This window comes from Halobellus marinus (assembly GCF_032113415.1).
GTDB classification, from domain to species: domain Archaea; phylum Halobacteriota; class Halobacteria; order Halobacteriales; family Haloferacaceae; genus Haloquadratum; species Haloquadratum marinus.
In genome coordinates this window covers 87,621-110,479 of record NZ_CP134948.1, presented here as the reverse complement: position 1 = coordinate 110,479, position 22,859 = coordinate 87,621, and the positions used below count along the sequence as shown (strand labels likewise).

Annotated in this window: 22 protein-coding genes and 1 pseudogene; 16 read left to right on the top strand and 7 right to left on the bottom strand. The window is 56.9% G+C overall.

Annotation, left to right across the window (positions count from 1 at the left end; genetic code table 11):
* Nucleotides 1-147: 147 nt before the first annotated feature.
* Nucleotides 148-606, bottom strand: a complete 459-nt coding sequence (locus tag RJT37_RS19970) for a DUF555 domain-containing protein (RefSeq protein ID WP_245944541.1) — start codon at nt 604-606, stop codon at nt 148-150.
* A 527-nt stretch (nt 607-1,133) separates the two neighbouring features.
* A complete protein-coding gene (locus tag RJT37_RS19965; protein WP_313690417.1) occupies nt 1,134-2,930 on the bottom strand; it encodes a hypothetical protein in 1,797 nt (598 codons plus the stop codon).
* A gap of 608 nt (nt 2,931-3,538) precedes the next feature.
* Between RJT37_RS19965 and RJT37_RS19960 the strand changes: the two genes are divergently transcribed.
* The 4 genes from RJT37_RS19960 to RJT37_RS19945 all read left to right on the top strand — a co-directional run bounded on the left by RJT37_RS19960 (nt 3,539) and on the right by RJT37_RS19945 (nt 7,639).
* Nucleotides 3,539-5,287: a hypothetical protein gene (locus RJT37_RS19960; protein WP_313690414.1), complete on the top strand. Its 1,749-nt coding sequence runs from the start codon at nt 3,539-3,541 to the stop codon at nt 5,285-5,287.
* 55 nt (nt 5,288-5,342) lie between these two features.
* A complete protein-coding gene (locus RJT37_RS19955) occupies nt 5,343-5,645 on the top strand; it encodes a hypothetical protein (RefSeq protein ID WP_114450771.1) in 303 nt (100 codons plus the stop codon).
* Nucleotides 5,646-5,841: 196 nt separating this feature from the next.
* Nucleotides 5,842-6,792: a replication factor A gene (locus RJT37_RS19950; RefSeq protein ID WP_114450797.1), complete on the top strand. Its 951-nt coding sequence runs from the start codon at nt 5,842-5,844 to the stop codon at nt 6,790-6,792.
* A 70-nt stretch (nt 6,793-6,862) separates the two neighbouring features.
* The gene (locus tag RJT37_RS19945; protein ID WP_245944539.1) at nt 6,863-7,639 is read left to right on the top strand and encodes a DNA-binding protein; all 777 of its coding nucleotides are present in this window, start codon (nt 6,863-6,865) and stop codon (nt 7,637-7,639) included.
* Nucleotides 7,640-7,860: 221 nt separating this feature from the next.
* Here the strand turns inward: RJT37_RS19945 and RJT37_RS19940 are convergent, their stop codons facing one another.
* Both RJT37_RS19940 and RJT37_RS20820 read right to left on the bottom strand, forming a co-directional pair.
* Nucleotides 7,861-8,283, bottom strand: coding sequence for a TRAM domain-containing protein (locus tag RJT37_RS19940; protein ID WP_112077703.1), 423 nt, complete (start codon nt 8,281-8,283; stop codon nt 7,861-7,863).
* A gap of 67 nt (nt 8,284-8,350) precedes the next feature.
* A pseudogene (locus RJT37_RS20820) lies at nt 8,351-8,749 on the bottom strand (DUF7837 family putative zinc-binding protein).
* A 273-nt stretch (nt 8,750-9,022) separates the two neighbouring features.
* Between RJT37_RS20820 and RJT37_RS19935 the strand changes: the two are divergent.
* The 6 genes from RJT37_RS19935 to RJT37_RS19905 all read left to right on the top strand — a co-directional run bounded on the left by RJT37_RS19935 (nt 9,023) and on the right by RJT37_RS19905 (nt 13,465).
* Nucleotides 9,023-9,511, top strand: coding sequence for a hypothetical protein (locus RJT37_RS19935; protein WP_114450770.1), 489 nt, complete (start codon nt 9,023-9,025; stop codon nt 9,509-9,511).
* Between the two features lie 69 nt (nt 9,512-9,580).
* A complete protein-coding gene (locus RJT37_RS19930) occupies nt 9,581-10,108 on the top strand; it encodes a hypothetical protein (protein WP_114450769.1) in 528 nt (175 codons plus the stop codon).
* A gap of 207 nt (nt 10,109-10,315) precedes the next feature.
* A complete protein-coding gene (locus RJT37_RS19925; RefSeq protein ID WP_313690652.1) occupies nt 10,316-10,648 on the top strand; it encodes a hypothetical protein in 333 nt (110 codons plus the stop codon).
* Nucleotides 10,649-10,768: 120 nt separating this feature from the next.
* Nucleotides 10,769-11,947, top strand: a complete 1,179-nt coding sequence (locus RJT37_RS20760) for a transcription initiation factor IIB (protein ID WP_390209098.1) — start codon at nt 10,769-10,771, stop codon at nt 11,945-11,947.
* A 109-nt stretch (nt 11,948-12,056) separates the two neighbouring features.
* Nucleotides 12,057-12,266 (top strand): hypothetical protein, encoded by a 210-nt coding sequence (locus tag RJT37_RS19910; RefSeq protein ID WP_313690649.1) that lies wholly within the window; start codon nt 12,057-12,059, stop codon nt 12,264-12,266.
* A 182-nt stretch (nt 12,267-12,448) separates the two neighbouring features.
* Nucleotides 12,449-13,465: a DNA polymerase sliding clamp gene (locus tag RJT37_RS19905; RefSeq protein ID WP_241964307.1), complete on the top strand. Its 1,017-nt coding sequence runs from the start codon at nt 12,449-12,451 to the stop codon at nt 13,463-13,465.
* 8 nt (nt 13,466-13,473) lie between these two features.
* On the opposite strand, the gene RJT37_RS19900 is transcribed toward RJT37_RS19905, so the two are convergent.
* Complete coding sequence (locus RJT37_RS19900) at nt 13,474-13,668, bottom strand: hypothetical protein (RefSeq protein ID WP_147270979.1); 195 nt, start codon at nt 13,666-13,668, stop codon at nt 13,474-13,476.
* Nucleotides 13,669-14,050: 382 nt separating this feature from the next.
* Here RJT37_RS19900 and RJT37_RS19895 point away from each other — a divergent pair, with 382 nt between their 5' ends.
* The 4 genes from RJT37_RS19895 (at nt 14,051) to RJT37_RS19880 (ending at nt 18,342) form a co-directional block, all read left to right on the top strand.
* The gene (locus RJT37_RS19895) at nt 14,051-14,185 is read left to right on the top strand and encodes an AbrB/MazE/SpoVT family DNA-binding domain-containing protein (protein WP_120083811.1); all 135 of its coding nucleotides are present in this window, start codon (nt 14,051-14,053) and stop codon (nt 14,183-14,185) included.
* 5 nt (nt 14,186-14,190) lie between these two features.
* Entirely contained in the window at nt 14,191-15,426 is a 1,236-nt protein-coding gene (locus tag RJT37_RS19890; RefSeq protein ID WP_123124672.1) for an RNA-guided endonuclease InsQ/TnpB family protein, read from the top strand.
* A gap of 146 nt (nt 15,427-15,572) precedes the next feature.
* Entirely contained in the window at nt 15,573-16,451 is an 879-nt protein-coding gene (locus RJT37_RS19885; RefSeq protein WP_256309296.1) for a DUF6166 domain-containing protein, read from the top strand.
* A 328-nt stretch (nt 16,452-16,779) separates the two neighbouring features.
* The gene (locus tag RJT37_RS19880; RefSeq protein ID WP_313690644.1) at nt 16,780-18,342 is read left to right on the top strand and encodes a hypothetical protein; all 1,563 of its coding nucleotides are present in this window, start codon (nt 16,780-16,782) and stop codon (nt 18,340-18,342) included.
* A gap of 249 nt (nt 18,343-18,591) precedes the next feature.
* Here RJT37_RS19880 and RJT37_RS19875 read toward each other — a convergent pair whose 3' ends face one another.
* Entirely contained in the window at nt 18,592-19,986 is a 1,395-nt protein-coding gene (locus RJT37_RS19875) for a protein adenylyltransferase SelO (RefSeq protein ID WP_313690642.1), read from the bottom strand.
* A gap of 238 nt (nt 19,987-20,224) precedes the next feature.
* Here RJT37_RS19875 and RJT37_RS19870 point away from each other — a divergent pair, with 238 nt between their 5' ends.
* Complete coding sequence (locus RJT37_RS19870) at nt 20,225-20,812, top strand: DUF7437 domain-containing protein (protein WP_123124676.1); 588 nt, start codon at nt 20,225-20,227, stop codon at nt 20,810-20,812.
* A gap of 5 nt (nt 20,813-20,817) precedes the next feature.
* The gene (locus RJT37_RS19865; protein WP_123124677.1) at nt 20,818-21,351 is read left to right on the top strand and encodes a PIN domain-containing protein; all 534 of its coding nucleotides are present in this window, start codon (nt 20,818-20,820) and stop codon (nt 21,349-21,351) included.
* Nucleotides 21,352-21,445: 94 nt separating this feature from the next.
* On the opposite strand, the gene RJT37_RS19860 is transcribed toward RJT37_RS19865, so the two are convergent.
* Entirely contained in the window at nt 21,446-22,771 is a 1,326-nt protein-coding gene (locus RJT37_RS19860; protein ID WP_123124803.1) for an RNA-guided endonuclease InsQ/TnpB family protein, read from the bottom strand.
* Nucleotides 22,772-22,859: the final 88 nt, after the last annotated feature.

Genomic DNA, 22,859 nt, shown 5'->3' with positions numbered 1-22,859 from the left:
AATAAAAGAATTTAGTGTAGTCGTCTGGAAGTATGATGAACCGGTAGGATCTATTTACAGTAAAAACCATATAGAATGTATTATTCACGCATAATGTTCTTCTCGGGAATATTTTATGCTAATCCTTCGGATTGACCCCGCTTAAACTCACGTTTGCTTTGTTTCGTTTCTGGATTGGACGTCGCGACCAAGATCCACGAAGTTCATTTCTGGCTTTTCATCCGCTTCGTCAACCGGTCGCGTCTCCAACACCGTGAGCGGGATGTCCTTCATGCGGACGCCCAACTCGCGCTTCGCGACACGCTCGCTCTCCTCGTGAGACTCTGCCAACATCTCGACGATAACAGTCAGTACGACCAGCGCAAAATCCGTCGTACAGAGCGCCGCCTCCATTTCATACCCACAGGAGGGACAGACGACATCTTGGACGAGGATCTCCGACGACCGGGCTTCTGTTGACTTCGTTCGCGTACCGACTTCCGCAACTGCGATGTTGATTGCGTCTTGGACGCTCTTCGCGCCGGCGACGACCCACGGGACCGACAACTGAATTTCGTACCACTGCTCATCGATACTCATCTTGTCGTCGCTGCGCCAGCTCGTCATCGCGATCGCCGACCAGTTACGCGGGCATCAACTGTGTATCGCCGTCTCCTATTCGCTGTCGGTGGAGGTCTCGGTGTCATCGGTGGAGGGAGAATCCGCTCGATCCGCCCACGTCAATGACACAACGAGGGCCGAGCCGAGCCAATTCCGTGTTGTTGGAGGGTGTTTCGACCGGTCGCGTCAGCGGCCGGGATGACTAAACATCCCGGTTCGCAACCGTACCGCACCCAACGCTGTCACGTTATAAGATGATTTGCCGTTCACATTTACTGTAGCCTCACATCCGTCACATCCCCCACATTCCACTTCTTTCGATATCGTCTCGATATCCTAAACATGGATGACTGCGAGATCGCGATCGATATCAAGACCGCTCGCTCTGTGGTCTGTGAAAAGGAAGGATTAGTTTTCTGAGTTCGTCGGGGGAACTCGGGTGGTTGTTAGGGTTCGTTACATTTCGGGGTGACAGTACGGAGACGGTATTCCGTCATCGAATCCATACCGAGGAGTACGCACTACGCGTGTACTCATGCAGTATCACCAGTCTGGGCAATGCGGGTGAGCTCATCGGCGATAAAGTCAGCAATCATCACTGGCTCGGGCCAGGAGACGCAGACTTCACCGTCGAAATTCGCAGCCTCACTCCGGGGAACTGGTTCACCATCATCAGACGGACTCGACGAACGACCAACATATTGCGGTCTGGCAGTCGTCGACGTCTGATCGGATAACTTGACAGGAGCGCGTTCGACAATCTCGATTTCAGATGCCCATCGTGAATCGAGCTTCGGTTGACCTTGATACGTCTGCTTGGATCTCTCGCGTGGAAGCTTGAAATCCACCAGACGCACAGTGTCGCCCTCGTTCGGTTCAATGAAGGTTTTCTTCGAGATTAGGACTTCGCCATCGACATCACCGGGGTCAGCCGTTGACGCAGTCTCTTCGTATTCGCTGGACTCCCAGACGGAAACCCGGACCTCATCCTCGCGGCGGTTACCATCCTTTAGGATCATAGCAAACTTCAGGCTAGGAACTGGTGGATAGTAGATTTTCTTCACGACGCCCTGTGTCGTGACATAGCCTTTCGAGGACGCGAGATTCGCCTTCAAAATCGCGTTGATCCTGATGACGTTTCTCGGGTCGGTCTGCTCCTCTTCGACAAGCGAAAGGAACGCGGTCGTGATGTCCGTCCCAGCCTGCACACGGCGTGCAAGTTGGGAAGCGACAGTGACCGGTGGTTTCCGAATTTCGTGCAGTGCATTCCCGTCAAGCAGTCTGCGTGTCTCGGCAAGAATTTCTTCACGAAGATCGGGATCTTCCTTACCCAGCTCGCGCAACGGAGCAGCTCGGTCGTAGATCTGCTGTTTGAACCGTTGTTCGAAGCTCCGCCGGTTCCGATCCCGTCGCTCAGGAAGCGTGCGATCGTGTTCCGTGCGGAAACGAGCAAGGAGGTCTGTGTGTTGATTCAAGAGAGCAGCCACACCTGTCATGTGACCGTTTTCGTCGATACCATGAGAGCTCCGCTTGAGCTCTTCATCCAACGCTAGGCGGAATTCGATTCCGGCTATCGACGACCGAGAGTAGTCCTCGGGGTTCGGCACGACGCTCCGAAGGGAGGCAACTTCGCCATAGGGAAGCAGCACTTCTAATTCGGACGTCGTGACACCTTCTGATTCGCGAGGCGTCTGTTCATCGTTGGGGATGATCTTCAGCTCACGAAGCCGTTGAGTGTCCGGGTCGAGGGTCTCGACAGGTTCGAGCTTCTGTCCCAACTGTACGGGGGCAGTAGACGAACTCGTGGGGATGTACTCTTCAAGACCAGACGCTGTGCCCGTCAACTGATCGCCAGTTGGGTCGGTCAGGCGGTCGTGGCCCATGTAGATGTACTCGCCAGTCGAGAGAGCGTCGGGTTCAGAGATCGCGTCAGCCGGACGGCCTCTCGCGTTCATCTCAGCCCTCCGCTCGTCACTACGGGATGGGACCATCGGTTGGTCGTTGTACCAGCCGTAGTAATCATCGGAACTCTCGCTCTCGAACTCATGTTCGGAGCCAGACGTGAATTCAGAGATTGCGCCTTGCGACTCCACGTCGTCCGCATCGAGGCGACGCTCTGGCTCATCGAGGCCAGCGTGCCAGCGGATAGTCGGCGACTCCACGTTACCGTCCAAGCGACGGCGTTCCTCGCGATCGAGGGAGCGGAGATCGTAGAACCACCCATCGTAGCGACGGGCAATGTGGGTCGGATTCTCATATTCGATTTCGGTTCTACCGTTCTTCTCGTGACCAGCCTCAGAGAGGTGGACACTGTCGGTGTTTCCACTCATAACAATGTGGGAAAGCGACCGTGCTTTCCATTCGCATAGACGCTCGAACCGTCTATAACTGTATCGCGCCTATCACCGCGCAGTAATGCGGTTTTCTGATGAAAACCCCCGAAATACCGCTCCCTTCTAACAGAGCCTCCGACTAGATCGCTCGCGCCAGCAACACTCATCGTCGCCCATAGCCTCTCAATTCGTCCTCACAGACCGTTATAGAACGTCGCAATCGCTCAAGAAGTGTGGAAGTGGAAAGACGAGAGTCGCCTTTCCCACATTGTTATGATGAGCCGTTCAAGGCTCACTATTAGCTACTCAGGATGTTGATATAATCGTATCGGCTACCGACCACCCAGTCCATAGCACAGTAGCCTGTCCCCGGACGTTACCCCTCATAATCCCGCCCGAACACGCTCATCGACTACCCCCAGCGAATGCGGGCGGGAACTGACCGGGGGACACCTGAAGACGTGACACGTTCCTAAAGACGCGATTGGCTAGCTTGCGCTCAGTTTTGGACCCCAAATGGGGCTGAGGGAGTGAGAGAGGGTCGACAGCAGCGCCGCTGTCGGTTCAGATCGCCTCAGACCTCACCCAGATGGAGTGACTACCAGATGACGTACTACCACAACGGAGACGACCAGCTCACGAACGGCGACGTCGAACAGGACGACCGGTTCGACGAACTCACCATGCGCGGCCTCTACGAGTCACCGCACCTCGAAAGCGACTGCCTCGGCATCCGCCTCGAGAACGCTGGCGAGCTCATGATGGCTGCCCGTCGTGAGCCCGAATACGACGAGTTCGGCCTCGAAATCGAAGGAAATGGAAACTACGAACTCGACGCATACTGGATCGGTGCGAGCCTTCGCACTACCGAAGGTCGCGACGTCGATCCTATCGACCTCGCCGACGAGGACCTCACTGGACTCCCACTCGAAGCCCAGGAACGCCTACACGGACTCCGTGAGGAACGCAAACGCCAGCGCGAGAAGGCCTTGGCCGCCCACGTGGTCGGCATCGACCGCGAGACACGATGCCGTAAGGAGCTCGTCGAAGAGCGCGAGGAACGCCAGTCCAAGCGCAACGAGCGCGTCCTCGGGGAGGGAATCATCCGCAACAACGCATTCGAAGATATCGACGACAACGAGGCTGAGGCTGTCCACGAGGCCGCTGCTCGAATCGAAGACCACCTTATCACCGGCCCCGGTGACGAAGTACTCCGACACCTGCTCGCACGCAAAGTCCGGAGCGGTCAGGACGTCTTCACCGCTCAGTCCAACACGTTGGACCAGCTCTATCAGGAGGCGAGCGTCATCCAACCTATCTCGTCCGTGCCGATTATCCCCTCGAAGTACAACGTCGAGGCTGACATCCAGGGCGAAGTCACGACCCTCTGGCAACCCAAATCAGGGAGCCAACAGCAGGTCGGCCTCATCAAAGACGACGCCGGCGATACCATCAAATTCACCGTGTGGACACGCTCTCAACAGGGTGTCATCCTCCACGAAGGCGATCTCGTTCGGATTCGTGCCGGGAAAGTCGGGAAGTACCAGGGACAGGCCACTCTCGCCGCTGACTCCGAGACGCATATCGAAGTTCTCGAGCGTGGCGACGGGCCCGCTCCCAGAGGCGACATCCCGAACGTAGACTGGGAGAAATACGCCAAGCGTCACCGCGAACAGGGCATCGAACAGCCCTTCCAAGTGCACAGCGCGTGTACGATTCCCCCCTTGGGCGCTCCCGGCGTCGAAGAAGTCTCTCGTCCCGTGCATGCTCCCGTCGACAGACTCGACCAAGAGAAGGGCGAGAAGCTGGACGCCCTCGAATGGCTCAAAGCCACCGAGATATTCGACGAGGACGATAGCAAGATACCACTCCCAACTTGGTGGCGCGAACAAGCGAACGTGGTCGCCCTAATCGTCGACGTCGACGTCGACGCCGAAGGGGACGAGATCGGCGCGGCCATCCGGGAGGTCGTCTCGACGGGCCGTCCCGAATCCACGCCTGTTCCCGTTACTCCCGTTCCCCAGGGTAAGCGTCGTCTCTGGGCGCTTATCCGTGACCTCGACCTTTTCGGAACCGCCCTTGATGACGACAAGGAGGGAGAGGTAGAGACGGAGACAGCGGACGACACGAACGAGAGCGTACTCACTGGCGTTGCAACCCCCGACACCTCGGAGACTACCGTGGCGAGCGACGACAAGCCGGGTCTTGGACTTCCAACGACCACGTGCCGGTGTCCAGAGTGTGATCACGATCGAGCGCAATATCGCCTCGTTCAACTCCGGTCCATCGACGAACCACCGACGAGACTCCTCTCCTGTGTGAATTGCGGCCAGAGATGGCGCGAAGACAGCTAGTCGACAGAAGCAGCACTTCACTCCGTGTATCCAGTCTCACTATTCCAATAGAACGATGTCAACCAACAACTCCGACCACGGTCCGACGAACAGTCACAGTCAACCACTCACGAACGAGGAACTCACCGGCGACGACGATGTCGACTTCCATCTTGACATCGTCGACGGCGAAGATCCCAGCCGGCCCGTCACCGACGACAAGAACGAGTTCAACCCGTACCCGTCGGGACCCGGTCCCCTTCCAAGAACGATGCGGTTCGTCAGGCTCATCGACGGCACCTGGGCGTTCATCGAGCGCGGGAACGTCGGCGGCTGGATCAGTGCCGAGGAAACCATCAACCTCGATGAAGTCCGGTGAGTCGCGATCGGCCACCAATACCTGTGTTTTGGCTCCCCCAAGGGGGTGAGGGGAATCGGAGGAGGAGCAAACATCCTGGGTGCTGCTCCAGCAGCCGTCCTCTGGGCACTCCCACTCGAATCTCATCTTCTATCTAGTCTCGTTCACCCAGTCGAACCATTCCAGCCAGCGACAGCAATCGCGCCACTTCCAGAAAATGTCAAGCAACACAAAATCCGCAGAACTAGCCGTAACTGTCTCCGACACAGACCTCTCGGAGGCTACAACCGGCATCCTCGAACAGTTCCCAGACGACCTTGATGGCGACCTCCCCAGCGTAGAGGAAGTCGCGAGCCGTCTCGAGAAGATGACCAACCAGTACAAGGTTCCTCTTGACGAGGCCCGCCGCGCCGCGGTCAGCCACTATCGCGACGTGTTCGGCCTCGAATACGATGACCTCGAGTTCCCTGGCCAGAGCGCCGGCGACGTCACCCTCGCCTCAATCAACCAGCACGAGCAGTGGGTGGACGTGACCGTAAAAATCGTCGAACTCTGGGACCCCACCCACGACAGCATCGACCAGGTCGGGCTCATCGGCGACGAGAGCGGTCGCCTCAAGTTCACCAAGTGGACGAAGGCCGAACTCCCAACCCTTGAGGAGGGTAGCGTCTACAAGCTTTCGAACGTCATCACCAGCGAGTACCAGGGGCGATACAGCATCAACCTCAACTCGCGCTCGAACATCGAACCTGTCGACGGCGACATCGACGTTAGAGCCGATATCGAAGATGTTCAACTCTCTGTCCCGATGGTTGCAATCCAGTCCGGGTCGGGACTCATCAAGCGGTGTCCCGACGGGGACTGCACGCGCGTCCTCCAGAATGGTCGGTGTGCAGAACACGGCGACGTTGAAGGGGAATTCGACCTTCGCATCAAAGCGGTCTTCGACGACGGTGAGACCGTCCAGTACGCAATCTTCGACCGCGAAGCGACTGAGGCCATCGCGGGTATCACGCTCAATGAGGCCATCGAGCAGGCGATGGACGCTCTCGATACCAGCGTTGTCGAGGACGCCCTCATCGACGCGCTCGTGGGCCGGTACTACCGTGTAGAAGGCTCTATTGTCGGTCGATATCTGCTCGTGAACGAGGCTGAACAGCACGGGTAACCTCGAATCCGAACCAGAACGCGACCCGAGTAGCCTGACTTTCGACTCCACAACCGTCACTAAACACTTTATGAGCAAATCCAACCCAGAAGCGACATCCAACAGCACCGACACCGAGAACAGCAATGCCGGCCGGCAAGGTCGCCAGGTAGCGAAGCGTGCCTTCGCCGCCGAAATCAACGACGCTACCCACGTCTTCAAACAGTCTGATGAGGAACGAGCCCCGAACTTCGCGCTGCTTCCGTCGGGCGAGGTCGCCAACCGATACTTCCTCGTCGGCACGATAACCGAAGTCAACGACGTCGGGAACGAGGACGACTACTTGCAGGCTCGCGTGGTCGACCCTACGGGCACTATGTTTGTCTACGCCGGGCAGTACCAGCCCCAGGCCGCTGCGTTCCTCTCCAGCCTCGAACCCCCGGCGTACGTCGCTGTGACCGCGAAGCCATCCGCGTTCGAGAGCGATGGCGAGACGTACGTCTCGCTCCGGCCCGAGACCACCACCCGCGTCGATAATGAAACCCGTGATCAGTGGGTTTCCGAGACCATCGAATGTACCGAAGCCCGACTCGACGCCTTCCCCGATAGTGACAGCGAGTTCGCCGCGATGAGCCGCGAGCAGTACGGCGACAGTCTCGACCTCGATAACTATCGGGAGGCCGTCAACGACGCTCGCGAGGACCTCGGAATGGACATGGACCACCGGTCGGACAGATCCAATAGTGAGACCACGACCGAGAACCAGAACGACGACGTCAGCGTAGATGAAGACGGCGTCACCAAGGAAGCGACGGTTGAGGAGGCAGAAATCGCCGCTGCCGTCGCAAACGCCAGGTTCGAGGAGTAAGCCCAAGTAGGAACACCTCCGTTCACTCCCGGCCACACTTTCTAACGTTGTCGCACAACTCTCTCGGGAGGGCTTTCACCCCTCCCCACCCCGTCGTTCGTTCCTCCCCGTCGAAATCCACCTTCCCTGAGCTGTAAGTGCAGTTTGACTCTACGGAAAACCTATTCTTACAATAACTGCGAGTGTATGTTCGTCCTCTTCTCGCACCGAAAATCGAGGAATTACTCGTAGTAACTCAACCGTTCGACGACCTCGGCGAAAGCGACGTTTTGCCGTACATCGGTAATCTCAATTTTGACTCGCTCACTCTCTTTCGTATCCGGGACGATCACGACGAAACCACGTTCGACCCGAGTGATGCCATCACCCTGTTCGCCGATGTCCTCAATCTCGACTTCTCGAGTCTCACTTTCCTCAACTGGTGGTTCCTGTGGCTCACGCTGGGACTGTGATCCCGTTTCAGCCTGTTCGCTCTGTTCTGGCTCGCTCTGTGTCGGGGAAGACACGAGTGCGACGCGATATGTTTCTCCTTGCTGTAGATCACCCAGTTGTAGCTCGCGCTCTGGAACGTCGATCACGTACGACCCGTCCTGTTCCTCAATCGAAGCTGAAAACAGACATTGGAGTTCTTCAGAAATCTTCATTAGTCGGCCTCCTGGCAGCGTAATAGTGCAGAACACTTGACTCTGCTGTCGTGTCGTTGCTCAGAATTCACTCGGGACTCACGACATCGTCGCAGATGGGACACTCTGCCCAGATACCAGTCGTTCCGTTGTTTTACTCATATTCAACCAAGACGTGTGCAGCAGAAATGTTCTCATCACACTCCGGACATTGCCCGTGTTTCGGAGTATCGTAGGTTATCAGGAGAAGGAAGGGAGCGTGTGACAATTCCCCTCCAACTGGCTGTAGAGTTATGTTTCGGTGTAAGCTTTGTGTGGAATCGTACCTGAGACGAGCGTAGTCGCAAAAAATCACTCGCAACCCGATCTCCGGTGATGAGCAGTATTTATGCGAACTCTGCGCCGAGAACTCCCTCTCTGTCGAACAAGTCGCCGAAAGCGGATGGGCTGTGCGCAGAACACGGCACTCTCCTGGTTGAGACGGCATAGAATCGAACCCCGGTCTCACGACTACTCTGAGGCCCCGTGACGCAATCCGAATCTCCTGTACGAACTACACTGGGAGAAATCTCTCTCCGGAGAGGCAATCGGTGAACACCGCGGCTGCGGTGCGACCATCGTCGCGCGGTGGATAGATCGGTTCGATATCGACGCGAGGCAAGCCGATAGTCAAAAAATTAGTGACGGCTAAGGGTACTGTGACAGAACTATTGACCCCCCCGTTTGTGCTCCCCTGAAATGGTGGAGGGTTCAACACGAAATGGCTACACTCCAGCTCAGCACCGCCTCGAACGCACCGACTATCGACCCCACTCAGGTCGATGAACTCCGCGAGTTTCTCGACGAATGGCTCATCGGCACGGGCTCATTCGACGATATCACGCTGAAGATTGCGGTTCCCGAACGCGATCCCGATACCGGCGAGGCAGACCCGCCGCACCTCACGCTCTACGGATATGCCTCGTTCTCCCCGACGCATCGGCCGACCGTTCGCGAGGCCGTCCTCGAGGGCCTCGACGACAATCTCGATGAAGACGAACGCGAGGTCGTCATCAACGACGAAACCGAGGAACTCCTCTGGGACTACGCCGGTGAGCACACCGAGGACTTCCTTCGCGAACTCTCGCCGTTCCTCACCGAGCCCTTTGTCATCCAGACCGTCGGCTACGAGAAATGTCGATTCCCCCACGTCGGCTACCAGTACCGCGTCGATCCCGATGGAGAAATTGACCATATCCAGTTGGGATGAGCAGTCGGCTCGAATCTTTCGCCACGACGCTCGCCGCAACTCGCCTCCATCTCCTATCCCCCATCCAGCATGAGCTTCTACGCGCGAATCTCCGGCTACCTCCAGTACCGCACGCACGACCACCTCGACGCCGCCATCGAACGCCTCAGGCGAGGCGCTTGGCTCAACGACGACGAGCAGTGGCTCGTCCGAGGTCACCCCCGAGAGATCCGCACTGACGCTACCATCGACCACGATCGCAACCTCCTCGCAATTCCCGCTGGTGTGTACCAGAATCTCGGTCGAATCACCACCGAACTCTTCGCTGGGGCGACCGACGGTGTCGTAGTCACGTCCTCGAACGACGCGTGTTTCGACGCTTGGATCGAGACCCCGCTTCCCGAAGCCGCCAACGTTCCGCCTGGTGAGGGTGGTGATGTCTCTTCTATCCGTTGTATCGACCTCGAACACTTCGCCCGTACGCAGGGCCTCGGCGTCAACCAATTCGGCGATCCTGGTCACTTCCAGTGGCAGTGGGATGTCCTCGATGCCTTCCACGACAAGCACGACCCAGACATCCTCGGGATTCTCGAATCCGCGAACGGGCCACCCGGATGACCAAGAGCCGAAACTATGCAATCTCCCGAACCCATGACCCAGAACACTGACCCAGACGCAAATACAGACTCAAGTGCGAACAAAACGAATACTGACATAGGCACTGCTCCCGATACGTTCGCTGATTTTCGCGATCAATTCGACGACGAGTGCGTTCTCCAGACGCTCTCGAAAGCCCACGATATCGATCGCGAGAACCCGCCGACTGTGTACTTCCTTGACGAGGACACCGGCCGTGTCTATCGTGTTCTCGAAGCCACACGAGGCTCACCCGACTCGGGGTGGTTCGTCCTCGCCCTCGCCCTCGCCGGCACCCACGTTGACGATGGCTACGAACGCCAGTTGCGCGTCCACGACTCGGACACCCACCGTGTCCTGCTCGGCAACGATATCGAGCACTATGCTCACCATGAGCCGACCCCCGCCGACGACGTCATCACTACTAGTGAGGGGATGTTCATCCTTCGGATGGACGAGCCACTAATCCCGATCGGTGAGCACCGCCAGACACGCTCCTCCGGGGATGACGTCGATGAGTGAACACGAACACAGCGAACTCGAAGGACCGTGAATCGTGCTCTTCGGTTGCTTACGACCAGATTCCTCGCCTTCAGTTTGTCTTCCCCCGGAGGAACTGGGGGGTCTACGCCCCCGTTCCATATGTCTCAAGATGCCCTCGAGAACACTGACACTACGACCCATAGTACCGGCTCGTCTTCCGCCGGGTCGGGGTCTCCCACTCCCGTCTCGACGCGCCTCAGGCAGAACCAGCAGCAGACTCAGTCATTTTCCAGCGAGACTGCCTCCGAAGACGAGCAGTCGAAAGCCACGGACTCGGAATCGACCGATGAAATACAGTGTCCTGAGTGCGCAACCGACGAGTACCTCGTCATTGACGAGGAGGAAACCTACTGTGGGGAATGTGGCCTCGTACTCTTCCGTGATATCCTCGATCGGCGCCTTCGCTGGGTCGATACTGGGGACGGCCGTGAACCCGAACGTGGCGGCGCTCCCACCACACATCGCCTCCATCATAAGGGGCTCCCGACGGAGATCGGATATAACAGTGACGGGTACGACCGCCCGCTGTCGCGTCAGACCAAACGGCGTTTCCGTCGACTCCGTAAGTGGGATAGTCGATCGAAAACCGGCTCGAGTCGCGACCGCTCGCTCCGCCTCGGCCTCGGCGAAATCGCTCGCCTCATCAGTGCGCTCGAACTCTCCGGCTCTATCCACGACCGCGTCGCTGACCTCTACCGCGAGGTGTGTGAGAAAGAAATGCTCGCTGGCAACTCCATCGAAGGCATGGCGAGCGCCTGTGTGTACGCTGCTTGCCGTCTCGAACGCCTGCTACGCACGCTCAAAGAGATTGGTGAAGTCGCTCGTGTCGATACTAAAGAAATCAATCAGGACTACAAATGCCTAAATCAAGATCTTGAGCTCGCAACGCCTCCACCACTCCCGCAGGACTACATCCCACGACTCGCGAGTGCCGTTGATGCCTCCCCTCGTCTCGAACGCCGTGCCTACCAGCTCTCCAGATCGAACGCTGTGGGTGTCCTCGCGAACGGCCGGCAACCGAACGGCGTCGCCGCAGCGTGTCTCTATCACGCCTTCAAAGAGAGTGGGCAAAGCAACCTCCGACTTACCCAACAAACTCTTGCCGAGGAAGGCTACACGACCCCGACAACGATTCGCAAGCTCTGGAGGGAGCTCCAAGGCCTTGCCGATGACGGAGAACTTCCCGATCCGGACGGCAACCTCGACCATTTCTCGTTACCCTGTGGAACGGTGGTAGGCGACGAGACGGATCGGATGACACCCCCATATCCTACGTAACAGTCCTAATCGCACCATCCGAATCGTTACGTAGGACTAACACTCGGGACGCGGCACCTGCGACCCCCCCGCTCGTTTGTCGCACCCCGAGTCGGTGGGGGAACTCGAAATGGGCTCACTCGCACGCCACCGTGCAGCGAATCGCTTCCAGACCGCACTCCAGCAGCGCCTCGACGCTGCCTCGAACCAGAGTGAAGTACAGCAAGCCTACGACGATGCACTCGAGGGGCTCATCAAAATCGCTCTCGACGATGTCGAACTCGACCGCGTCGCCAGGGAGCTTTCGATCAACCCCGACGTTATCGACTTCCCCGAGTGACCGAGATCGCGACCATCATGCTCGGTTTTGCCCACCCCACGGGGATGGGGGGAGGTAGAAGAGTTCATGACGGTTACCGTTCATAACGGTATTACCGTTATTATTACTATTATTGGTTCGATTTTCTCCCTTCGTGAGCAGCTCGATCACCGACAGTATCGCGACCACGACTCCACTCAAACATGAGTACCAACACCGAATCCGAAAGCGCGGACGCACAGCCAGCGACCACACCCGACGACGGATCCTCAGACGTAGAATCTGAGATGGACGTCGACGACGCGACCACCGCAGAAACCGCTGAAAATACCCAACCCAAAGGCGAGCCCGAACCAGATCTGGAATCGGAACCAGATTCTGAACCGGAGCAAGAATCCAACACCGACGGTGAAGCCGACGAGGACGTCGAGGAAGACGCAGAAGAAGAGGCCGATGTCGGCACCGGACCGCCGAGCCAGTTCCAAGCCGCCATCATGGGCGGTGACATCAAGGAGTTCGTCGGTACGCTTCGCGCCATCGTCGACGAGGCGAAGTTCAATGTTGAGCCTGATGGCATTCAGGTCCGTGCGGTCGATCCCGCAAACGTCGCGATGGACGACGGTGTGCTGTCCGCAGGGGCTTTCGAGTCCTACGACGCCTCCGAGGGTGTTCTGGGCCTCAATCTCGAACGTCTCGAGGGGGTCCTAAAACTCGCGAAGAAGGATGATCTCGTCGAACTCTCGTTCGACACGAATACGTTCAAACTCGTCATCTACATCGATGGCGTCGAGTTCACGATGGCGTGTATCGACCCCGACAGCATCAGGTCGGAACCCGAAATTCCGGACATGGATCTCCCCGCGTCGTTCACTGTCGATGAATCGCAGATCAGGCGGGGGGTGAAAGCAGCTGATATGGTCTCCGACCACATCCAAATCCGTTGTGACGAGACCGAGCAGGCCGTCTTCATCGAAGCCCAAGGCGACACCGACGACGTGTCCCTGGAACTTACGGAGGAGGAGTATACCGAGCTGACCGCCGTCGACGCGGAGGCGCTGTTTTCGCTTGACTACGTTAAGGACATCTCCCGGAAATTCCCGAAGAACGCTGCAATCAGCATCACCTTCGGGACGGACTTTCCAATGATGATCGAATACGAGTTTGCAGACGGCGAGTGCGAGATTCTCTCGATGATTGCCCCCCGAATCCGGTCCAACTAATGACTTCGCTAACCTCCCTCAGCGACGGCGATACCTATGCAGATATACGGCTTGGCGAGACGTTCATCGTTTCTGTCGATCGTTCCGAGGATGCACTCACTATCCGGGTATTCCACCCGGACGAACCGGAGACCGCCATCGGCGAACACTGCCTCGATCTCAGTCCTGACGGAGCAAACGACGAGACCACCGTTGGGGCACATACCGGGACTGACCCGACCACGAACAGCGATTTGGCTCTTGGGTAGTTACTCGATCGATGGCTCCTGGACGCTACGCGGCTCCTCTCTCGATTATCGATACGAGAACTGAAACCCAGCGGAAGTGTCCGTACTGTCGCTGGGAGACGAACTCACTCTATAGACTCGACAGCTGGCCAGACGACTACGCGGGCTGCGCGTCCTGCGTTCTCGAGGCACTTGCCGATGACGACGAGTACATCATCTACAGAAATCAAGGGAGAGTGCCTCGGGGCTTGACGAGGGTGAATCCCGACTATAGCCAACCAACCGACGATGGGTTTCGCCCGGCCCACAGGCCCACCGAATCGGCGTCATTAATTGGATTGGGTACGATTAAATCAGTATGGATCAGACAGAGATGGAATGTTACCCCACCGTCCGCGACCGGGGGCAAGTCACCATCCCCGAAGAAGTCCGAGAAACACTCGGCATCGAATCCGGGGATAGAGTCAAACTCACCGTCGAACGGCTGGAGTAACACCTATGAACGTCACGCTTCGCTGTCGCGCCTGCCCTGATGAGGAAACCGCCAGCGAAGCGTGGCGTCACATAGAACTTCACCGGCAGATCCGCAACCACGCCGTCCGCGACTACTACTCCCACGAACCGGGCAACCGTCCGAGTTCTTTCGATCAGCACAACAAACTCACCGACTGGAAACAGCGGTGGCCCGTGTTCAAGGACGTGTCCGCACATGCCGCCCAACAAACCATCTCTGAAGTTCACAAGAACATCAAGATCCTCCGAGAAAAGCGGTACAAGGGCTGTAAAACTGGACGGCTCAAATGGCAGGGGAGCGGAGAGCGGCGATCGGTCGCGTATCAGTCCGAAGGCTACGACGTGAATCACACCACGGGCCGCGACGGATACGTGTCACTCCGACTCTCCAAAATCGGCACTATTCAGATTCGCGCACACCGCGACCTGCCGCCGACCGAGAGCATCAAGCGCGTCGTTCTCAAAAAGGAGCTGACGGGCGAATGGTTCGCCTGTCTCGTCACCGAACGCCCGGACGACAGCCTCCCCGAGAAACCGAATCCCGACGACCTGTCTCCAGCCGACTGCGTAGGCGTGGACCTCGGCATCCAGTCGTATATCCACACCAGCGACAACCTCGCTGTGGACATGCTCGACCTCTCCGACGAGTACGACCGCTACGCACGCGAACAGCGGAAACTCGACCGGAAAGAGTATGGGTCGAACAACTGGGAGAAACAGCGTCAGAAGGTCGCCAAGGCGAAGCGTCGTATCAAGCGGGTGGTGCTGGACTTCCAGCACAAGTTGACGACGTGGCTGGTTCGGGAGTACGACATGGTGGCTGTCGAAGACCTCGACGTGAAGCCGATGATGGAAACGTCTCAATCGGCCAAGAACAAACAGGATGCGTCGTGGTCGCGGTTCTTGACGCTCTTAGAGTACAAAGGAGAGTTGCACGGCACGCACGTCGTGAAGGTAGACTCGGCAGGGACGACCAAGGAATGCTCGCGGTGTGGTGTCAAGACGGACAAGCCGATTTGGGTTCGGCAGCACTCGTGTCCGGCGTGTGGTCACGAGGAGGACCGGGACCTAAATGCGGCGAAGAACATCCTTTCACGCGGTTGCAAGCAGTTAGGGGCGGGACGCTCCGAATCAACGCCTGTGGAGACTGCGCTCCCTACGTTCACTCCTTCGCGGGTGAATGCAAAGCGCGTCGTAGAAGCAGGAAGCCCCGAGGCTTGACCTCGGGGCAGGTTCACCATTCGTCTCCGACCAACCTAGAGCAATCACAACCGAGTCCCACACCATCGACCGAGGCACGACCCGCCTCGGACCCGTCGCAGTCCCACCAATCCGCTGATGGATAACCCACCTTCAGACTTAATCTTATGCCAGCAAAAACCGATTACTCGCGAAAAACGAAATGGAAGAACGAACCGTACCAAGGCGAACGAGGCGTTGGCGGAAACTTCGTCTACGCTGGCGATAACCTGCTCGACAAGCATCTGTTCGTCCACCGACTCGCTCCCGGCGGATTCGACTGGGGGCCTGACGCCTCTGACGAGAAGGCCAGTCAACTCGCTATCGCACTCCTCGCCCCGCTCAAAGGCGTGGACTACGCTGTCGAACACTACCACCTATTCGCGGAGAACTTCGTCCGGCGTGAACTAACCGACGATACCTGGGAAATCAAACGTCAAGACTACCGCTCAGATGAGTACGTCGAGGCCATCGACGGTCGCGACTACCCCGAAAACACCGCCCCCGGCCCCGAAGACGTTCCCGATCTCGAGGATGCCGACCTAGAGTCCATCACGTACGCCGCGGAGATCGCTCTCGCCGAGAAGTACGCGGAGGTTCTGTGGCAGTCGGGGAACCGTCGCGAGAACCTTCGACGGCTGAAAGCCATCTGGAGCGGTGAGGAAGATCCCGCCAGCGACGCCGTCGCTTCGGGGACACTTTATCGAATTCAAGGCCTCGACATTCCCTCGAACGCCCGCAGTACGCTCGTCAAGCAGTTCGACTCGATGGGCGAACTCGCAGCCTGGGTCTGCTATGGGCGCAATCACTCCCAGCTCGCGGGCATCAGCGACGCATCCGCGAAGAAAATCCCTAACGCTCGCCCCGGCTTCGTCCAGTACTTCGGCGGTACAGAGCACATCCCCGAGCACGACACCCGTGAAATGTCGCTCTCGGAGATGTCCAACACTCGGGGCGACACCGCCCAGCAGACGTTCACAAGTACTCTTAGTGAGGCAGACGAGTAACCCACAGCAGCCTGACCGACTCGGCTTCCCTCTCACCTGTTTGTTCCCCCCTGTTCGGTGGGGGGATCGGATGTCCAAACAGAACACTCCAAGCGTTCCGCGCGTCGATTGACGACCACCGGGACGGATTCTGTTCGGGCTCTCCACCACCCCCCATCTTTCTCCTCTCGGCTCTAGCGGTTCTCCACGCTCCACTCCCCTTCGTAGCTGTAGTACTGTGCGGCAAACTCCCATGATACGGGATCGGCCGTCTCGTCTCTGCGTTTTCTCCGTTCACTCCCAGCCGTGTGCGTACTCCCGCGGCATTTTCGATACCGAGGACTCACCCATGTCAACAGAATCCAAATCCAGTTCCAGCCAGCCTCGCTCCCCCGGCTCCGACTCGAACGAGAACGAGACCGAGAACACCAGTGGGGACGAGAACGATACTAGCGCCAGTCGCACCGATACCGACCGCCCGCCCCTTCCGCTTGCCGATCTCCTAACCCGAGAGACAGACCGAAAATTCGTCGGCCTCACTGAGAACGACTCCCGGGAATATCCCGATGAAGTTCCACCGGAAACCCGGTGTTCGGCAGCGAACTCCCGCTCGTTTAAGGAAGCTATCCAAGCCCTCCCGAAGGCGAGCTCCGGTGAACTCTGGGCGACCAACGATTTCGTCGAGACATCCGGGCGTGTCGACACTGCCGTCATCCGCCGTGTGCATGGCCTCGACGTCGACGCACTCGAATCCTATACCGGAAGTTCGATCGAAGACCTCGCCGCCGCGAGTGAGGCCGACGCAGTCGTGCGTGTCTATGATCATCAAGATATCGTCGACGACCGCCGAAAGGCGTTGAACGCGCTCGGCTACGATGTTAAGTTCCGGTGGCAGATCGCCTCGGATTCGTACTCCATTATCAACCCACAGGAGGCGTATCTCCCCATCATCAGTGCACTCCAGCAGCGCGGCGAAACCAATCCCTTCGGGTGGGTGTCCTACCGCGATTGGGGTGGGTTGTTCAAGATGGTCGTCATCTGCCCGAGCCTCCGTCACCTCGTCTCCGGCGATCAGGGGGACATCGAAGACGACGTCGAAGAAGACGGCATCACCATCGCTGTTAGTAACGATAGCGACTCCGATGAGGACTCCAACAAAGACGAGGAAGGATCGGAGACCATCATCTACGGCGGCTTCCAGACCGGGTACGACTTCCGAGGCACGCAGACGCTCTGGGCGCGACCTGTCCTCTTCTTCCCCGACAGCGGGACCGTCCTTCCCGATATGGGCGAACGGTACACACGGCGGCACTACGGGAAAGCCACGAATGCCGATCACGAACGCAGTCAGGGCCGTGTCCCGATTAGCGAGTGGTGGCGCTCTATCTACGACGACATCGACACTCGGATGATCGAGGTCGATACCGCTATTCGTCGGACACGGGCCATCGCGTACGACTTTGAGGACCTCCCTTTCTCCGTCGAAGACTGCTACACCTACTGGGGGATCGCATTCAAATACGCAGAGCGGGCCGCCGACCGAGCGATCTCGATCGCAAAGCCCTCCTCGCGACCAACTGTGTTCAACCTTCAGCTCTCCTTGCTCATCGCGGTACTACAGGAATACGAGGGATCGATGGCCTCGGATACCTATCAGGAGTACCTTGAGGTCGCTGGCGAGTTGTTCAGAAAGCCAGCGATGATGATCCAACTCGCCATGCAAGAGCACGACCGGCGGACGGACGACGACTCCCAGCATGTCCTTCCCGAGAATCAGCAGACGCTCAGTGACTCTCTCGAAGACATCGTCGATATCCCGGGCATCAGCGTCGATACAGAGGCCGACCTCTCGGATCAGCAAGCACACCGAGTGCAGGATCAGCTTCAGCGACGACTCGGTGACATCTCCTGATTCACCGTGAACGAAGTGGTCATTCAACTGTGGATTCGTGAGTTCATAATCATACGCTCAAATATTAGATAGCAGATAATTCTCTCACCGCGTGCAAGATGGAGGGCGCGAGTCTTGCATTTGTGAATACTGCTCTCTCAATCGGCGATGCCCAACAGTTCATCAACAGTAACTGCCGTTTGCCCGATGATAGTGTCCTCGCCTGAGCAATGGCGAGTTGATGAGTATATCTACTTTGGTACTATTGGCTCACGTATTACAGTACGTTGTATACTCCGTATCGAATTCTCGTGGCGGTGGTTGCTGGAATTGTGAACCCATATCCTTCGATATATAGGGGTTTTCCAGCACGTTCAATAACCGTTCGAATGTGGAAAGAGTCCCAGTTTCGAGATACTCGTCCAATGCCTGTTCAACCAGGTAGTTGCGGGGAATGTACCGCGGATTGGCCTCCTGCATCAACTCCTCATCTAGGCCGACAGCAGCCAGTTTATCTCTGAGCTGTTCGAATTCTGTAGTTGCAAACGCTGGGTCATCAAACGTACCGGTTGTCTCTAATTCGAGGAACGTATTGGTATAGTCTGCGTTCGAATTGCGGAGCCACTCCAGGAATTCATCGACGAGTGCTTCCTCATCATCCGAGGTGATCCCCAGCTTCTTTCGCATCATCGTGTAGTATTGTGCATCAAATCGATCGTCAAATTCGTCCAGTTTACTTTCGAGTTCATCATACGTGAGCGCCGTTCGTGTACACAGCGGTTGGAGCGCCTCTGCGAGACGTTCGAGATTCCACCGCAAAATGGGTCGCTGGTTGCCGAAGGCATATCGCCCGTGCTTGTCGATCGAGCTGAAGACCGCATCCTCATCATAGTAATTTATGAACGCACAGGGCCCGTAATCAAATGTTTCTCCATCGATACTCATGTTGTCGGTATTCATCACGCCATGAACGAATCCGACACGCAGCCAGTCGACAACCATCTCAATCGACGACTGCATGACTGCATCAAAGAAATCGAGGTATGGACGATCCGCTGCAGTTAGCTGTGGGTAGTGTCTGTCGATAACGTAGTCAGTGAATCGCTGTAGTTCGTCGGCTGCTCGGCTTGCAACATACTGAAAGGTCCCGTATCGAATATGGCTGTTCATCACTCGGACAAGAATGGCTCCAGGTTCCTTCCGCCGTCGTCGGATCGCTTCGTCAGTTTCGAGGACAGCTAGGCTTCTCGATGTTTTCATGTGTAGATTCCGCATCGCATATGAATACAGATACTCTCTGAGCATCGAGCTGACAGTTGCGTTGCCGTCGCCTCTCCCGGAGTACGGCGTTCGACCGGAGCCTTTTAATTGGATATCGTATCTATCACTATCGCGTACATGTTCGCCGAGTATCATCGCTCTTCCATCGCCCAGGACGGTAAAGCTCCCATACTGGTGGCCTGCATATGCTTGGGCGATTGGTTCTTCCAAGAGGTCTTGGCCTGCTAGAATGGTAGCATTGAGTTCCGCTGGATCCAATCCAAGATCAGCACAGAGCCCGTCATTACGAACTACAATTTCTGGATTAGCGATACTTTTCGGCGTTACTCTCGAATAGAGGCTTGGGTCCAAATTTTTATAGGTGGTATCAAATGAAAACGTCATTTTGTCTTAAGTAGTATTATTTTGCTTGTTAATAAACTTACTTTTGAGGATATTGAGATCCGGTCAGTAGAGATTCAAATCGGCGCGTGCTGCATACATCTTCTACCTCTTACACACGGTTCTATCAAATAATGAGTCTCTTCTCCGGTTTGAGGAATAACAAACCCCTCAATCAACGGTTGGAAGCACCACTTAGCCCACCGATACAACTTTATGTATTCCGCGGAAATTAAAATATATGGCCGAATCAGCTCTCTCGGGTTCGCACCCGTTGGATACGATGCTGGCAGTTTCTGACGTGATCCAGAACGAACGGTTGGCACGTCTGTACGCTCGGGTACTCGAACTCGACACCCCCACTGTAGAGGAGCTCGCAAGCCGTTCTGCGAGTTCTCAAACCACGGTCTACGAGGATGTCAAGCATCTCGTGGAAATCGGTGTCCTCAAGCGCGTGACGGACTCTCAGCCGCACCGATATAGCGCTCGTCGGGTCGATATGACCATACAGACCGGGGAAGAGACGTTTCAAATCACCCCGACGCTTCTCGTTGCCCTGGCTCAACGCGACTCAAACGACAATATCGAACTTTACGTCGAACGCCACGAAGTCAGCGGTCTGGCGACGGCCATCGAATACGCTCGGGCCTACACGAAATCGGAGATGACTGCCCGGATCATGGCTCGAGAGCAGGAGATCCCCGTCCTCGAAGCCGAAACAATCCTCCAGGAACTCCAGGAAATCCTCCTTGATGTAGAGGACGAGATTTCGACGGAAATCGATATCGAGGCGTTGGATGCAGACGTAGACGAGCAAATCGGCGAGTAGTAACCGTGCCGGAACACCTCTTTCCCGATGTCGAGAGCCACCTCATTGACACGAATCTCTTCATTCGCTTCGAGCGCCACGAGACGATTGACCTGCTTGAGCGAGCAGTGACCGAACACGATATCGTTCTCTTGGTCCCGCAGCGAGTATACGAAGAACTCACGCCAGAGTCCTATCCCTACGACCAACCTCCAATTGACGATGCGATAGAATCCGGCTGGGTGCAGGTCTTGGATGAAGTTGATTACTCGAACCCCGTCGTTTCAGCCACGATGGATATGGTTCGACACTATATCTCCGCCGCAACCGAGCGTCCCGAGCATACGATAGAGCAAGCCGATGCAGAAGTAGGTGGGGCGGCTGCTACGCTCTTGGAAGACGGACTCACAAACTCGATAGCGATCTACACGAACGACAGAGCCGCATTCCGTGGGATTGAGCGAGCACTCTCTCAACACAGCTACGAGAATCACGTTCAGTTAGTCAAGGCGTTCGATTTCGCGGATACCGTCGAGAACAGATATCAATTCTCTAGATAACCACTCTTTCAACAATCAGACGAATGGAGTATTGACATCCTCCTCCGCGTGAACGCGGAGGAATCCCACGGCACCGCACCGCTGGATTGGGATATTAGGGTTTGCAGTCTACCACTTGTGCCTGCGGTTGGAATCCGCTGGACAAGTCGTGAAGGTAGACTCCGGGCTGTGCCAACCAGCCGGTACTCCTATCCTCGTCCAAACTGGCCGAAGACTCAGAGTTACTTTCGCTATTGTTGATGTCGTGGCGGATGTTTTCCGCCCCGTTCACGTCAGCGTTGAACGCCGCATCACACTCCTCGCACACGTACAAGCCGCGTTCGACACGCTGACTATCGTCTTCTCTACCGCACACGCAACACGTCTTACTCGTATCGCGCTCTGACACTTCCACGACTTCGATTCCCTCGACCTTCGCCTTGTACGTGAGAATCGACGTGAAGCGGTCGAACGCCCACCCGTGCAAGTCAAGGTTGCCGTGCCGACCCCAATTCTTCGAGTCGCCGTCTTCGTCCTCGCGGACGCCTTCCAAGTCTCCGACATTTATTCGCCCAACACCCTTCTCGACGCACTGTTCAACGATGTGTCTCGCTAAGGAATGGAAGAAGTGGGTGCGGCGTTCCGACCACTTGTGATGCAGTCGAGTGGCCCGTTTGCCACCCGAGTCGTCGCACTTGGCGATTTCTTTCGGGAAGTAGTACCCGTCTTGTTTGAGGCGGTTGCCGGGGTACAGATCGGCGTCTTCGGTGCTGTAGGCGACGGCAGCGAAGTTGCTGATACCGAGATCGATACCCGCCGTTTCGTTGCCGGGTGCGGTGGGCATCTCGACTTCGTCTTTGCAGACGAGATGCAGCTCCCACCGTTCATTCGACTTATGATAGACCGCGCGAACTTGTTGTAGGTTCTCGACGGTGACGCCGGGGCGCGTCTCGTACTCGACAAGGATGTACTCCCACGCTTTCGGGTGTTCCTTATGATTCGCGCCTTTCGAAAGTCGGACACGGTTGTTCTTCGTGTCGTGGCGGATGCCGTTCTGTTTCCACGTCACCGTCGAACGGGGGTGTTCTTCGTGGACGCGGTTGCCGTCGTTGTCGTAGTAGTTTTTCTTGCAGTAGCCGGGCGGATTCGCGCGATCATCGGACTGCCTCTTGCCGTACCACGAGTTAAAGGCTTCAGCGAGTTCCTCCAGAACGCGCTGACTGGACTGACTATGCAGTCCCTTGTATTTTGGATGGGTCTTCAACTCGTCTTTGAGGTCGCCGTGGTCGGGAATCTCGCCCGTTTCCTCCCACACTTCTCGGGAGTGGTAGTTAGCGACGTTCCAGAGCTTGCTGGCCGACCACCCGTGCCGGTTGAGCGGTTCCTCTACCTGCTGGTGGTTGAGGATTTTCGCTTGGTGTGTTCGGTGGACTTCCAGCATCTTGAACGCCTGTATAATCACTTATACTTGTTTCTGTTGTAAAAGTATGGGTTGAGACTGGTGGAATATCCGGCCCTGCCATAGATGG